Below are 13,230 nucleotides of genomic sequence, written 5' to 3' on the forward strand. Positions count from 1 at the left end.
GCCTAGTGAGGGCAGAGTGCATAGAGTCTCCACCTAATAGTCATTCTAACACCTCCCTATCTCCCGTAGGTCTTGCAGTGTTGTCAAAACAGGCAGGTCTCCTGACTTAAGGATCTTCATCAGAGCACACCTTCCCAACCCTTCCGGATCAGTGGTGGTATTTTGTGCCTGACTCCCCTTTTACAGTGGCGGGACCGTGTCGGATTTACACCGAGCTTCCCTTTTCATCCTTGAACGTACATGATTCAAGGAACCTGTTTTCACTTATTCAATTGGTAAAATTGTATTAGAGATATTATGGATTATGCGAGCAGATGCGATATTATGTTGATTCAAGAATTATCAGTTTTTTATTAAATGAAACAGAAACGAACTCTTGAGAGATGGAAACATGGGGGAGGAAAATTATGTTCGTTAGAAAATTATTTGTTTCGTTGTTCTTATCGCTTGTTACGGTATTGATTATAACGAGTCCAGGAAGCTATTTTTATTCTCTTGATGCGTTCTTCTTTTTATCCCTGTATGTATACCCATTCTACTTTATCTATGCATTACCCGTATCATTACTGGCAGATTGGATAGCCAGTAAAATAGGGAAATGCTCGGGGATTGCGTCTTATGTCTTACATGCTATTGGAGGTGTTTTATCGGCATGCATATTAGGGGAATGGGGCTTTGCTATTACGGGGCTTATTTGTTCGCTTGCTTATGCATTCGTAAACCATCTGGCTTCATTAGATAGATTTAGCTCTTGGATTAAGAAAGGAACGATCATTTTGTTTGCTCTTAGTCTTGCCTTGTTCATCATTTCCTACGGTGTTTCTATGCAGTGATCTACAATGTAAGACCGTTTGACACCTAGGACCAGCTATGGTAAGATATCGCTTGTATGTTAAGCGTTCGATTTGTGTAACGCTAACGATACCGCGCAGGATCGGATTGTAAATAGGGAATCATCCCTTTCCGTACCTTGGCGAGTCCTGATAAAGAGGAGGGTAAACTATGTACGCTTTGATCGAAACTGGTGGTAAACAATATCGTGTGGAGAAAGACGGAGTTCTATTCATCGAGAAGTTGGAAGCAGCTGAAGGTGAAGTAGTAACTTTTGACAAAGTTCTTCTCGTTAACAAAAACGGTGAGACTGTTGTCGGTGCTCCACTCGTTGCAAATGTAAAAGTAACCGGTAAAGTTGTAAAACACGGTCGTGGTAAAAAAATCACGGTGTTCAAATACAAGCCGAAGAAAAACTACAAGAAAAAACAAGGCCATCGTCAGCCATTTACTAAAGTCGTAATCGAAAACATTGAAGCTTAATGATTCGAATACGGATTGAACGAGATAACCATGGCGGGGCTAAGCGAGTACTTGTAACCGGTCACGCTAACTTTGCAGAGCACGGATCTGATATTGTTTGTGCAGCCGTTTCAGGCATTGTGTATGGACAGGTAAATGCCATCGAGATCTTAACAGGTGTGAGGGTACATCAACCGCATGATGGTCGTGGAAGAGTAGATCTTCAGGTTCCAGAGGGACTTGCTCCTGAAGTGGAATGGAAGATTGACTTGCTTGTCGAAGCTATGGTGATTTCGCTCAAAGATATTGCTGATTCGTATCCACAATACGTAAGATGGATTAACAAATAACTCATAAGCGAAAAGAGGTGGAATACATGCTTAAACTAAATCTTCAAGCCTTCGCATCGAAAAAAGGAGTAGGTTCTACAAAGAACGGTCGTGATAGTAGATCCAAGCGCCTAGGTGTGAAACGTGCTGATGGTCAGTTCGTACTTGCTGGGAACATCTTGGTTCGCCAACGTGGTACAAAGATCTATCCAGGTCATAACGTTGGACGTGGTGGAGATGATACCTTGTTTGCAACAGCAAGCGGTGTTGTAAAGTTCGAGCGTTTGGGTCGTGACCGCAAACGTGTAAGCATTTATCCAACAGTTGAGCAAGAAGTAGTTGCTACTCAAGCTTAATGGTTCGGAATATCACCCTGGCCTAGAACGGTCAGGGTTTTTCATTGCCCTCGATTCTCGACAAAATCCTGTCATTCTTGCTATATTTCGATTTATTTGTACTGGATTGTGGCGAATATTGACAATTTAGAGTACAATTTTTTACATGTACGAGCTTTGAGAGATAGAGTAGTTGAGAGGAGACGGGCGATCTTGGTAGAGAGAATCAAAGAAATCATCGTGCCTTTTTTACCATTGGGTATAGTATTCATAAGTTGGACGATCGTAACTTGGGAGAGCTGGGTCGATTTAGTGTACCTTACCTTGGCGCTCTTAAGCTGGCTTTTGGGTGCTTTTATGATTCGGTATAAGCTCGAAACCAAGAGAGAGACGGCTCAAGCAGAAAAGCTTAAAAAAATTTTGAGTCGAATTCGCCATGATTGGGCAAATCATATACAGATGATGATCTTCTTTCTCCAGATGAAGAAAGAAGAAGAACATTATAGATATCTAAAAAAATTAGCAGAAGACGTGAATAAAGAGAAGCATATAGGCGTGTTTCAATCTCCTTTATTAGCGACCTTTCTTTTGACCATCGGGGTCGAACATACCAACTGGAAGTGGCATGTGGATATAAGTAAAGATATTCGCATTTCTCTACCCGAGGAAGAGGATCTGCTACAAATGATTAAAAGTGTAGCGGATTGGTTTGATCAGGTTGGACAAGGTAAGTATGATTGGGCGCAAATTCAGCTTACCTTATCGGAAGAGGAGCAAGTCGTATATGTCACATTTGAAGTATACGATTATGATCATAAGAAGATTGTGCTTCCTGTAACAGATGCTTGGGATCGTTTAGAAGAACGAGTTAGTAAATTAGGTGGAAAAATCTCCTTGTCTAGAAAAAAACAGAGAATGATTATCCAGCATATTTGGTGACACTGTACATAGGACGGTGAAGAACGTGTTTGTAGATCAGGTCAAGATTTATGTAAAAGGCGGAGATGGTGGTAGAGGGCAAGTTGCCTTTCGTCGTGAAAAATATGTTCCGAATGGTGGGCCAGCTGGTGGCGATGGGGGCAACGGTGGCGATATCATCTTCAGAGTAGATGAAGGTCTTCGTACATTGATGGATTTTCGTTACCAACGCCACTTTAAAGCCGAACCAGGCGAACCAGGACGTAGTAAGGCACAGCACGGAGCAAGTGCTGATGATAAAATTGTAAGAGTACCTCCTGGGACTGTGATAAGAGATGCCGAAACGGGAGAGCTGATTGCGGACTTAGTAGCTCATGGTCAAGAAGCGGTCATCGTAAGAGGTGGTCGTGGTGGAAAAGGAAATATGCGCTTTGCTACGCCAGTCAACCCCGCTCCTGCTATATCGGAAAATGGTGAACCAGGAGTAGAGCGTTGGATAGAATTAGAATTAAAGCTACTCGCTGATATTGGTCTAGTAGGCTATCCAAGTGTTGGGAAATCGACGATGCTTTCTGTTGTTTCTGCCGCTCGTCCGAAAATCGGGGCTTATCACTTTACCACGATTGCTCCTAATTTAGGAGTGGTTCAGGTAGAAGATGGTCGTAGCTTTGTGATGGCAGACCTCCCTGGCTTGATTGAAGGAGCTCATGAAGGGGTTGGACTCGGACACCAGTTCTTGCGTCATGTGGAGCGTACGAAAGTAATCATCCATGTGATCGATATGGCAGGCTCAGAAGGTAGAGATCCATACGAAGATTACCTGCAGATTAATAAAGAGTTGGTTCTATATAATCAGGATCTGGAGAAGCGTCCACAGATCATCGCGGCGAATAAGATGGATCTTCCAGATGCGGAGGAGCAGTTGGAGTTTTTCAAGGAGCAGATAGGTAAGGATGTAGCTATTTTCCCTATTTCTTCTGTGACAAGGAAGGGCTTGCGTGAGCTATTGTTTGCCGCTGCTAATCTTTTAGATAAAGTCGAAGAAGAGATTGCCAATCAACCTGAGGAAGTTCCAACTGGACCAGTGGGACGTAAACTTTATAAAGCCGAAGCACCAGAGGTTCCATTTACGATCCGCAAAGAGAATGAAGTATTTGTGGTAGAGGGAACGCAGATTGAAAAATTAATTCTAATGACAAACTTTAATTATCATGATGGATTGATGCGTTTTAGTAAAATTATGAAAGATATGGGTGTGGAAGCTGAGTTGCGGCAACGTGGCGCAGAGGAAGGAAGCACCATTCGAATCGGTGAAATGGAGTTCGAGTTTACGGAAAACCTGGACTACGTTGATTGATAAATGAGGAGATGGGCTATTTCAATTTGGGATAGTCCGTTTTTTCATTTCTAGATTTATGGCTACTGTAGACTGCTAATTCAAAAATAATCATATTTTCTGTTAATTATAGCGTTGATTTAGTGTAAAATAGATATATAGTGTGTGCCTGAATCTCCCTTCTATAGGAAACATATCAAACGAGTAGGCTGTTTCCTTCGTTCATTTGGTTCTTTGATCAAAGCTAGAGGTAGAGTTTATGGTTGAATGAATCAACTAAAAACTGAATAGTATGGTTATAGCGAGATTATTTGATAGGAGGGAGAGCGGATGAACGAGTTACCCCTTTTAATGGATTTTTATGATAAGAAAGCGGTCTCGATTGGCGATCAGGACAAAGGAGCGTTATCTCGAGGCGAAGGTGCTATCTATGAAGGAGTAACTCATTGGTTAATTGCACTTATTTGGTGTGAAAGAAAGCATGAACGAGGATGGAAGGTATCTGTTTATCCAACTTGCCCTGAGAAACCATTTTGGTACCTAAATCCTTTTTTTGAGACGGAGATTCTTCACCCGTTTGAGGTTGCGTTCAAAATATCACAAATTTTAGTGAGTCACTCAAAGCGTGATGTATTAACGAAGAAGTTATTTATCCAAGAGATGAGTCGTTTGTCTTGTATGCAACGAGCCTGATTCATCCACTCATACCCAATGCGTAAATTGGAGGTAGCCAAATGCTACATATCGTTGTTTGCATCAAGCAGGTTCCAGACAGTAGAGAGATCCGGATCGATCCAGTTACCAATACCTTAATTCGCCAAGGCGTCCCAAGTATTGTAAATTTCTATGATTTACACGGATTAGAGGAAGCGCTGCGGATTAAAGATGAACTAGGAGCACGCGTTACAGTGGTCACGATGGGACCTCCTCCTGCAGAAAAATCCCTCAAAGAATGTATCTCACTCGGAGCGGATGAAGCTGTATTGATCACAGATCGTAAATTTGCAGGAGCAGATACTCTTGCAACATCGTATGTGTTAGCAAAAACATTAGAAAAAGTAGCTGACGAGTGGGGAGCCATTGATATGGTGTTCTGTGGAAAGCAGACACTGGATGGGGATACAGGTCAGGTAGGACCAGGGATTGCGTGTCGTTTGGATTTAGAACAGCTTACTTATGTAGGAAAAGTGATCCATGTGGATCCAGAGAAACGCCGTGTTCGTGTGGAGCGTAAGTTAGAAGATGGAGTCGAAGTGGTTGAGACTTCTTTTCCCGTACTGATCACAGCGCTAAAAGAGTTAAATAAAGTTCGAAGGGCTCCTATGCCCGGGATGATTCGGGCGGCGAGATTTAAGCCTGTGGTCTGGACAACCAATGATTTTCCTGACATTGAAATCAGTAAGATTGGTTTAAAAGGTTCCCCTACTATTGTAAGTAAGACGTGGGTTCCGGAGGTTCGGAAAGTGAATGGAGAAAAAATTTCTGGTGAGGCTCTCGAGCAAATAGCAGAGCAACTGATGGAGAAGTTGTGGGGTAGTGAATTAGCTCAGAAACTAGGTTGGGCTTGAAGGAGGAGAAACGATGTCAACAGAGCAAAGCAATGAGCAGATGCCAGATTGGTCAGGGTATCGTGGTGTTCTCGTTTTTATAGAGCAACGTAGTGGAACTGCGAAGAAAGTATCTTGGCAGTTGCTTGGTGCTGGAAAAAAATTAGCAGATAAGTTGGAAGTTCCTTTAATGGCATTTGTCATTGGAGATCAAGTGGGTCATCTAGCAGATGAGGCAATTTATTATGGAGCAGATCGTGTCTTCCTCTGCCAAGGTCCTGAACTTCAGGATTATCGTACTAGGCCTTATAGCCGCATTACCCTAAAGTTGATCGAAGAGCATAAGCCTGAGATTTGCCTATTTGGCGCTACGGGAACAGGAAGAGATTTGGCGGGGGCGATCGCTACTCATCTTCCGACTGGATTAACCGCTGATACGACTGAATTGGATGTGGAGCCGCACCCATCCCGGCTACTACTAGCAAGTCGTCCGGCTTTTTCTGAGAAAATGATGGCTACGATTCTATGTAAACAATATCGCCCCCAGATGGCAACGGCTCGGGCGGGAGTTTTTCAAGCTCTACCTCGTGATCCGGAGCGTCAGGGGGAGATTATTCTCATTCCCAATCCGACAGCAGGAGAGCAGATCGCGACAGAAGTTGTGAACTTCATCGAGCAGACTGGGACGGTTAACTTAGAAGAAGCAGAGATTATCGTGTCAGGAGGCCGTGGGCTCGGAGGTGTCGAACCATTCCGTCTGCTGAAGGAACTGGCCGATGAGCTAGGTGGACAGGTTGGAGCGAGTCGTGCTTGTGTAGATGCAGGTTGGATTGCTCATGAACATCAGGTTGGCCAGACAGGATATACCGTGCGACCTAAGTTATACTTTGCGATTGGTATCTCCGGAGCGGTGCAACATACAGTAGGAATGGCTGGTTCCGATGTGATCATTGCGATTAACAAGGATGAAAATGCACCTATTTTTCAGTTTGCTCACTACGGCATCGTTGGGGATTTGTTTCAAATTGTTCCTGCGATCACCGCAGAAGTAAAAAAGAGAAAAGCGGCGAAAGAAGATCCCACTATGGCTTTTAAAGTCTAATCGGAGGAGTGATTGCAGATGAACGAAAAATTTGATGCGATTGTAGTGGGCGCAGGGCCAGGAGGTACAGCAGCAGCTCTCACGATGGCGAGGGCTGGGCTCAGTGTTGTGCTACTCGAACGTGGCGAATTCCCTGGGGCTAAAAATATTTTTGGCGGCGTTCTTTATCGGAAACAGGTTGAAGAGTTGGTTCCAGAATTTTGGAAAGAACGAAATTTCCCGATGGAGCGTAATATTATTGAGCAACGAATTTGGATGATGAGCAAAGAGTCGATGGTTACCTTTGGGCACCGAAATGAGGCGTATAAAGATCCGTATAATTGTTTCACCGGGTTGCGAGTTAAATTTGACCAATGGTTTGCCAATAAAGCAGTAGAGGCAGGGGCCCTGCCGATTTATCAAACGGTAGCGTTAGATGTGATTCGAGAAGGAAATCGAGTGGTCGGAGTGAAGACGGATCGTGATGATGGGGATTTATATGCGAATGTCGTCGTCATAGCAGATGGAGTAAATTCCTTACTAGGAAAAGCCTTAGGTGTCCATAGAGAGTGGAAAACAGATGAAGTCTCACTGGCCGTGAAAGAAATCATCGCGCTTCCGAGTGAGAAGATTCAAGATCGCTTTCAGGTTGAGGGCAATGAAGGTGTTACGATCGAGTTTATGGGCGAAACATCACTCGGGATGGCTGGAATGGGTTTCTTATACACCAACAAAGAAACCATTTCTCTGGGAGTCGGAGTGATGGTGGAGCATCTACGTGACAAGCGAATGAAACCTTATCAAATCTTGGAATCGGTCAAGCAACATCCGATGATTCGAAAGCTGATTCAAGGTGGGGAGACGTTAGAATACTCAGGTCACCTGATTCCAGAAGGTGGTTATTATTCTGTGCCCCCACTGTCGGGAGATGGTTGGTGTTTGGTGGGGGATGCTGCCCAATTGGTTAACTTTGTTCACCGGGAAGGGACTAACTTAGCCATGTCATCAGGTCGTTTGGCAGGAGAGGCCATTATTGCTGCTAAGACAAAAGAGGATTTCTCGGCTAGTAGTCTTCGTTTGTATGATGAGTCAGTCAAGGCATCATTCATCATGAAGGATTTGCAAAAATACAAAGGGATGCATCAGCTTTTAAAAGAGGAAGACCCCGAATTGTTGTTTAGCAGGCTACCGAAGGCACTAAATGATGCAGCGTATAATATGTTTTTAGTAGATGGAGTACCAAAAGCAGAGAAGCAGAAGTATGCGGTTCGGAGAGTGAAGGAAGCGGCTGGTGGGATGATGAATTTATTAAAATTAGGCTATAAGGGCTGGAGGTCGATGAACGGATGAGTCAAAATCTTTCGGATAAACTGTATACGATTCGTTTTAAGTGTGATGATGTTTCGCATCTGACGATCAAAGAGACAGATGTTTGTGTCGACTGCACGACGAAGGATTGCAACTTTTTCTGCCCGGCGGATGTGTATGACTGGGATCCTAGTCAGAAGATCACGACAGTTGCTTATGAGAACTGTATTGAATGTGGGACGTGTCGGATTGCTTGTCCAGCTTATAATATTGAGTGGGTGTATCCGCAGGGTGGATATGGGATGAGTTATAAGTTGGGATAGGGAGTTATTGATTACTGGTTGGGGACCAAGCTCTTGGGTGTTTTGGGGGCTTGGTTTATTTGGATTTGTTGAGTGGAGCAAGACCGGGGCGATGATCTGACCACAGCTCACTAACATCGCTGTGGTCAGATACATTGCCCTAGTCTGTTCCGATTATTGGGTGACCGAGGGTTTGCGTAATGGTAGATTACCGCAAAGATCATTGGAAGGCTTATTTCTTGCTTAATCCATGTTTCGCTATGATCTCGTCTAGCAAGTTTTTACACCCTTGTTGGACGAGATCGTAGGTTTCTTGGAAGTTGCCTGTGTACCAGGGATCTGGGACTCCTTCGTAGGTGGTGCCGGGAATGAAATGGATAAATGGGTATACGTGTGAATGGGTAGTTTGGGCGATTTTATGTAGGTTCTCTACGTTAGATGTGTCCATGCCGATGATCCATTGGAATTGATCGAAATCACCTTTTTTTACTTGGCGTGCGTGGATTCCTTGTGAAGAGATTCCATACTCTTTTAATTTTAACATCGTTCCTTGATGAGGTGGTTCTCCTATATGCCAGTCTCCAGTACCAGCAGAATCGATGTGGATTTCATGTTCGAGACCTTCTTCGATTACATAATGGCGAAACACAGCTTCCGCCATAGGGGAACGACAGATGTTTCCTAAGCAGACGAATAGTATAGATACCATAATTTATTGCTCCTTTGATGTGAAGGTAGTATGCTCTTATATTACCAAAAGTGATTGCTTAGAGCTAAGAGAAACGATACAATATGCGAGATAATCATTGTATTTGAATAAAGGTAATGATCTGGAAAATGGATGCCGGTATTTTTCGAAACTGTGTTGCTAACAAAACTTCAATAAAAGAGGTTGTTTTGTGTATAAGAGAGATGATGAAGAGCGCTTGGTATTGGTCCGCTATAATCAATTGCCTGAAGTGATCCAGAAGACATTGGAAGCAAAACGACTGGTGGAGACAGGTGAAGTTGAGACGGTTCAACAAGCAGTAGCCAAAGTCGGGCTGAGCCGTAGTTCCTACTATAAATATCGAGATTCTATCTTTCCATTTCAAAGTTTGAACCAAAGCAAGATGGTGACTCTGGTCTTTCTACTAAAAGACCAAGCGGGTGTTCTATCTCAGGTTCTAAGCTTCTTAGCGGGTATGGGAGTAAACATCCTTACCATCCACCAAACGATCCCTCTCCAAGGAGAAGCATCCGTTTCCATGTCAGTCGATTTAACTAGTTTGGTTTCCGATTTAGAGGATCTAGTAAATCGGCTTCGTGGAATGAAGGGTGTGCAACGGGTAACCGTGATTGGGGTGGAGTAGTGGCCTTGAGCCGGATTCCCCAGAGTCGACATTATTATGGGAGAAAATAGTTTCCTATGAGAGGAGACTATAGAAGCAATAAGTTAATGAAAGTAAAAAGGAGTCGGCAGAGTACCTACCGCTCCTTTTTACTTTAAAACGAAAGAATTAGTTCATTTTGTTTATCACGTTGATATAGCCGTCTACTTCATTAATCTTGTATTTTGTGTTATCGTATGAAATCACTTCATACTCTGGGCTTGCCATATATTTATAAGCTGCCATCTTTGCCTGAGCAGTGACGAAAAGCTTACCATTTTTGATAATGGAAGAGTTCACAGTGAAATGATACAACGCGCCTTCGGTGCCAAGTGATAAGTATACATATGTTTTCTTACCATGCTTCACCATGGTGATCGCCTTGTTTGTCACGTCCACTTGGCTCGAAACTTCTTGTGGTAAAGAAGATTGATTTTCTACTTGAAAAGAAGCATTTTCCCATTCACCTGGAATATTTTTTTCGATTCCAGCGGCTACAGTAGTAGTTGGAGCAACAAATCCTGTCCCCGCGATCATAGCACTACAAGCAATGATTCCTGCTACGAAACGTTTACTCTTCATTCCTAACATCCCCTTGTTCTGTTTCCTAATTTGCAAACAATCATATTGTAACACAAATACATTTTTTGTAAACATTTGTAATAAATTTTTTATATTTTGTTAATAATTTAATTATGAATATTACATCAATATAATACTTTGAATAAAAATGATTCTGATTGTTAGGGGGGAAGAGAGCAGTGGTATAGTTTATATGAAGGGAGCTGGTGAATATTTTGGCCAAAGAAATTGCTACGTTTACCTATGTATCTGTTGATTGGATCCACTCTCACCCAGATGAGCCATATAAATTTTTCTGTGAATTGGATTCTCAAAGATATGAAACAAGAAAACTAGTATTTTATAAAAATGAAGCTGTAGGATATGCGTCCGAGCATGTGGAGCATCTAGATTTTTTGTCTCCTGAACCATACCCTGATGACCTACAATATATTTTCGATCAATCAAATGATTATGAGGTGTTTGTGGGAACTGAGATTGGGAAAGAAGTTTTTGAGTTGCTGTGGGATAGGTATGTAAAATAAAAGTAAGAAGGATGAGCCATACTGTAATCAGAAAAATGGATCCATATGACATACATATAAGGGAGAAATAACGGATGAAAAAAATACTAGTTCTAGGCGCGAGTGGCCTTGTAGGACGGGCCCTCATTGTTGAATTAGTGGATGGATTTGATACATACGGTACATACACTTCTAACGTTACTTCTCTTCCGCAGGATAAACAGTTCTCATTAGAAGTGCAGAACATTGATAAGATGAAGGAAATCATGAACACTATTAAGCCTGACTTTGTGATTTCTTGTTTACGAGGCGAGTATGATCAACAACTTACATTCCACGAGGAATTGGCTAGGAGTATAAAAAATCAAAAAACGAAACTGTACTACTTCTCCACAACTAATGTATTTGATGGAGATTATTCAAGACCCTACACCGAAACGGACACCCCTATTGCTGAATCGGATTATGGGAAATTCAAAATGAAATGTGAAAATAAGCTTCAAGAAATGCTGGGCGGGAAGGCTATTATCATTCGAATTCCGATGATATGGGGGAAGGATTCACCGAGGCTGAATCAAATCAAAGAAAGTTTGAAAGATCATAAAGCCATTGAGGTATTTAGCAATCTTGTTTGCAATCATCATCTAGATGTTTTATTGGCTAAACAAGTGCGATTTATGATCGAACACGATTTAAAAGGTGTATTCCACTTAGCCTCCGTAGATCGAATGACGCAAAGCCAGTTTTATGAACAAATCTTACATCAGCTAAAAGTTGAGAAGAGTATATTGCAGCATAGTTTATTCTTAGATAAAGAGGACACTGCTTACTTTCAGATAGAGTCCAATCGCGATGACATTCCGAAATCGCTACAATGTACAAATCAGGATATTATTTCGCATCTACTCCAATAAAAAAGCCAACAAGATCCCCAAAGAGAAATCATGTTGGTTGTGAGTGGATCATATAGGCTACATAACCGCCTGTTGTTTGGCCAGTGATTGCAATCGATCAGCCGCCTGCTGAACTGGATTTGCTTCTTGCATTGCTTGACGCATCGCTTGAAGATTTACTCGAACGGATTCCGATTGGCTCACTTTGTTTACAGTCTCTCGTAATTGCTCCGCAGTAACTTGATCAGGTTGGATCGACTCTCCTAATCCAAGTTGAGTAAGGCGTTCTGCAACAAGTGGCTGATCAGTTGATTGCGGAATAGCAACCGTAGGAACCCCAAACCATAATGCCTCCATGATGGAATTCATTCCTCCGTGGGAGATGAAGACATCCGTATGTTTAAGTACTTCTAACTGAGGGACAAAAGGTCGGATGATGAAGTTTTTGGGGATGGAGCCTAGCTCTTCCATACTTGTTTTTGGACCGATGTTTAAGATCACTTGCCAATGTGTTTCTCCAAAGGCTTCAAAGCAATTTTTGTAAAAATCAGCATTACTTAAGATGGTTCCGAGTGAGATGTATAGGATAGGTTGTGAGCTGAGACTATCTAAGAGAAGGTCGGATGTAACATGTCGATCGGAGATAAGAGGCCCAACAAATGCATAACGATGATCAAAAAATTCCACATCATATTGAAATTCCTTTGGATTTGATACGATGTTTAGTTTTTCAGCAGTGGTAAACAAATGCAAGATTTGCTGCTCTTCTGGCTCGAAATATTGATCCACCCATTTTTGTAGAGTAGGTGCTTCTTTGTGGAATGCGAAACTACTATAAAAGGTAGCGGCAGGAATATCGAGAGTGTGAATTATTTCTTTGGCCCAAACACACATCGGGTCGTAGATGGCTACATCGGCTTTTTCGCTTTTTACTTGATCCATTAATTCGCGGGCTTTCAGGCGGGCTTCGTCCATATACTGCGTCATCAAGTGAATAGGAGGTTTCAGAAAAGACTGATCCCCATGAGGATCTACTTTTTCGAAGAAGTTGATCGGATTGAAAATCGGGTCAATCACTTGAATCTCTGCTCCTGCTTTTTTGACGCCATCTGTAAAGTCATCGGTTGTATAAAAAACTACCTCTTCTCCACGTCTCACCAATTCCTTTGCTACTGTTAGCGTAGGATTCATATGTCCGAATGCTGGCATCATAAAGAATAGATATTTCACGAACAGATACCTCCCATTAAGAAATAGTTTACTTCACTTTAACTTATATATTTCAACTAAGTCTTCAGGAATACCTGTAATAAATAAAAAGAAAGCCATAGCCTAAAATGAAGTGAACCCAAAAAGTTAGACACAAAAGTTTAAATAACCTGCAGGGTATGTGTTCGGTATTGAACTGGACTCATACCTTTTAGTTTTATCTT

Annotated in this window: 17 protein-coding genes and 1 riboswitch; of the genes, 14 read left to right on the forward strand and 3 right to left on the reverse strand. The window is 42.3% G+C overall.

Annotated features, from left to right (window positions below; genetic code table 11):
• Nucleotides 1-74: 74 nt before the first annotated feature.
• A riboswitch (cobalamin riboswitch) is annotated at nt 75-273 on the reverse strand.
• Nucleotides 274-407: 134 nt separating this feature from the next.
• From EDD57_RS06985 to EDD57_RS07035, 11 genes are all read left to right on the forward strand, one after another.
• Nucleotides 408-833, forward strand: a complete 426-nt coding sequence (locus tag EDD57_RS06985; RefSeq protein ID WP_131848743.1) for a hypothetical protein — start codon at nt 408-410, stop codon at nt 831-833.
• A gap of 169 nt (nt 834-1,002) precedes the next feature.
• The gene (gene rplU, locus EDD57_RS06990; protein ID WP_131848744.1) at nt 1,003-1,314 is read left to right on the forward strand and encodes a 50S ribosomal protein L21; all 312 of its coding nucleotides are present in this window, start codon (nt 1,003-1,005) and stop codon (nt 1,312-1,314) included.
• Complete coding sequence (locus EDD57_RS06995) at nt 1,314-1,643, forward strand: ribosomal-processing cysteine protease Prp (RefSeq protein WP_131848745.1); 330 nt, start codon at nt 1,314-1,316, stop codon at nt 1,641-1,643. Before rplU ends, EDD57_RS06995 begins: the two co-directional genes overlap by 1 nt.
• 26 nt (nt 1,644-1,669) lie before the next feature.
• Nucleotides 1,670-1,978, forward strand: coding sequence for a 50S ribosomal protein L27 (gene rpmA / locus EDD57_RS07000; RefSeq protein ID WP_131848746.1), 309 nt, complete (start codon nt 1,670-1,672; stop codon nt 1,976-1,978).
• Between the two features lie 192 nt (nt 1,979-2,170).
• Complete coding sequence (locus tag EDD57_RS07005; RefSeq protein WP_131848747.1) at nt 2,171-2,896, forward strand: Spo0B domain-containing protein; 726 nt, start codon at nt 2,171-2,173, stop codon at nt 2,894-2,896.
• A gap of 25 nt (nt 2,897-2,921) precedes the next feature.
• Nucleotides 2,922-4,232, forward strand: a complete 1,311-nt coding sequence (gene obgE / locus EDD57_RS07010) for a GTPase ObgE (RefSeq protein WP_131848748.1) — start codon at nt 2,922-2,924, stop codon at nt 4,230-4,232.
• A 309-nt stretch (nt 4,233-4,541) separates the two neighbouring features.
• Nucleotides 4,542-4,904 carry a hypothetical protein gene (locus EDD57_RS07015; protein ID WP_131848749.1) on the forward strand — a complete coding sequence of 121 codons (363 nt, stop codon included), beginning with the start codon at nt 4,542-4,544 and terminating at the stop codon, nt 4,902-4,904.
• Between the two features lie 41 nt (nt 4,905-4,945).
• Nucleotides 4,946-5,779: an electron transfer flavoprotein subunit beta/FixA family protein gene (locus EDD57_RS07020; protein WP_131848750.1), complete on the forward strand. Its 834-nt coding sequence runs from the start codon at nt 4,946-4,948 to the stop codon at nt 5,777-5,779.
• A gap of 13 nt (nt 5,780-5,792) precedes the next feature.
• A complete protein-coding gene (locus EDD57_RS07025; RefSeq protein WP_131848751.1) occupies nt 5,793-6,860 on the forward strand; it encodes an electron transfer flavoprotein subunit alpha/FixB family protein in 1,068 nt (355 codons plus the stop codon).
• Between the two features lie 18 nt (nt 6,861-6,878).
• Nucleotides 6,879-8,189 (forward strand): FAD-dependent oxidoreductase, encoded by a 1,311-nt coding sequence (locus tag EDD57_RS07030; RefSeq protein ID WP_131848752.1) that lies wholly within the window; start codon nt 6,879-6,881, stop codon nt 8,187-8,189.
• Nucleotides 8,186-8,470, forward strand: a complete 285-nt coding sequence (locus tag EDD57_RS07035) for a ferredoxin family protein (protein ID WP_072330529.1) — start codon at nt 8,186-8,188, stop codon at nt 8,468-8,470. Before EDD57_RS07030 ends, EDD57_RS07035 begins: the two co-directional genes overlap by 4 nt.
• A gap of 211 nt (nt 8,471-8,681) precedes the next feature.
• Here the strand turns inward: EDD57_RS07035 and EDD57_RS07040 are convergent, their stop codons facing one another.
• Nucleotides 8,682-9,158, reverse strand: a complete 477-nt coding sequence (locus tag EDD57_RS07040; RefSeq protein WP_131848753.1) for a low molecular weight protein-tyrosine-phosphatase — start codon at nt 9,156-9,158, stop codon at nt 8,682-8,684.
• 190 nt (nt 9,159-9,348) lie between these two features.
• Between EDD57_RS07040 and EDD57_RS07045 the strand changes: the two genes are divergently transcribed.
• On the forward strand, nt 9,349-9,801 hold the full coding sequence (locus tag EDD57_RS07045) for an ACT domain-containing protein (RefSeq protein WP_131848754.1): 453 nt from the start codon (nt 9,349-9,351) through the stop codon (nt 9,799-9,801).
• 147 nt (nt 9,802-9,948) lie between these two features.
• On the opposite strand, the gene EDD57_RS07050 is transcribed toward EDD57_RS07045, so the two are convergent.
• Nucleotides 9,949-10,401 carry a hypothetical protein gene (locus EDD57_RS07050; RefSeq protein WP_131848755.1) on the reverse strand — a complete coding sequence of 151 codons (453 nt, stop codon included), beginning with the start codon at nt 10,399-10,401 and terminating at the stop codon, nt 9,949-9,951.
• A 215-nt stretch (nt 10,402-10,616) separates the two neighbouring features.
• Here EDD57_RS07050 and EDD57_RS07055 point away from each other — a divergent pair, with 215 nt between their 5' ends.
• Together EDD57_RS07055 and EDD57_RS07060 are read left to right on the forward strand one after the other, a co-directional pair.
• Entirely contained in the window at nt 10,617-10,925 is a 309-nt protein-coding gene (locus tag EDD57_RS07055; RefSeq protein WP_131848756.1) for a DUF6881 domain-containing protein, read from the forward strand.
• 74 nt (nt 10,926-10,999) lie between these two features.
• Nucleotides 11,000-11,818 carry a sugar nucleotide-binding protein gene (locus EDD57_RS07060; RefSeq protein ID WP_131848757.1) on the forward strand — a complete coding sequence of 273 codons (819 nt, stop codon included), beginning with the start codon at nt 11,000-11,002 and terminating at the stop codon, nt 11,816-11,818.
• Nucleotides 11,819-11,875: 57 nt separating this feature from the next.
• Here EDD57_RS07060 and EDD57_RS07065 read toward each other — a convergent pair whose 3' ends face one another.
• Complete coding sequence (locus EDD57_RS07065) at nt 11,876-13,027, reverse strand: nucleotide disphospho-sugar-binding domain-containing protein (RefSeq protein ID WP_131848758.1); 1,152 nt, start codon at nt 13,025-13,027, stop codon at nt 11,876-11,878.
• Nucleotides 13,028-13,230: the final 203 nt, after the last annotated feature.

This window comes from Baia soyae (assembly GCF_004341445.1).
GTDB lineage: Bacteria > Bacillota > Bacilli > Thermoactinomycetales > Thermoactinomycetaceae > Baia > Baia soyae.

Bases quoted from the DNA above. Each gene is read 5' to 3' on its own strand.
- EDD57_RS06985 (WP_131848743.1), top strand. From the start codon at position 408: ATGTTCGTTAGAAAATTATTTGTTTCGTTGTTCTTATCGCTTGTTACG.
- rplU (WP_131848744.1), top strand. From the start codon at position 1,003: ATGTACGCTTTGATCGAAACTGGTGGTAAACAATATCGTGTGGAGAAA.
- EDD57_RS06995 (WP_131848745.1), top strand. From the start codon at position 1,314: ATGATTCGAATACGGATTGAACGAGATAACCATGGCGGGGCTAAGCGA.
- rpmA (WP_131848746.1), top strand. From the start codon at position 1,670: ATGCTTAAACTAAATCTTCAAGCCTTCGCATCGAAAAAAGGAGTAGGT.
- EDD57_RS07015 (WP_131848749.1), top strand. From the start codon at position 4,542: ATGAACGAGTTACCCCTTTTAATGGATTTTTATGATAAGAAAGCGGTC.
- EDD57_RS07020 (WP_131848750.1), top strand. From the start codon at position 4,946: ATGCTACATATCGTTGTTTGCATCAAGCAGGTTCCAGACAGTAGAGAG.
- EDD57_RS07025 (WP_131848751.1), top strand. From the start codon at position 5,793: ATGTCAACAGAGCAAAGCAATGAGCAGATGCCAGATTGGTCAGGGTAT.
- EDD57_RS07030 (WP_131848752.1), top strand. From the start codon at position 6,879: ATGAACGAAAAATTTGATGCGATTGTAGTGGGCGCAGGGCCAGGAGGT.
- EDD57_RS07035 (WP_072330529.1), top strand. From the start codon at position 8,186: ATGAGTCAAAATCTTTCGGATAAACTGTATACGATTCGTTTTAAGTGT.
- EDD57_RS07040 (WP_131848753.1), bottom strand. From the start codon at position 9,158: ATGGTATCTATACTATTCGTCTGCTTAGGAAACATCTGTCGTTCCCCT.
- EDD57_RS07050 (WP_131848755.1), bottom strand. From the start codon at position 10,401: ATGAAGAGTAAACGTTTCGTAGCAGGAATCATTGCTTGTAGTGCTATG.
- EDD57_RS07060 (WP_131848757.1), top strand. From the start codon at position 11,000: ATGAAAAAAATACTAGTTCTAGGCGCGAGTGGCCTTGTAGGACGGGCC.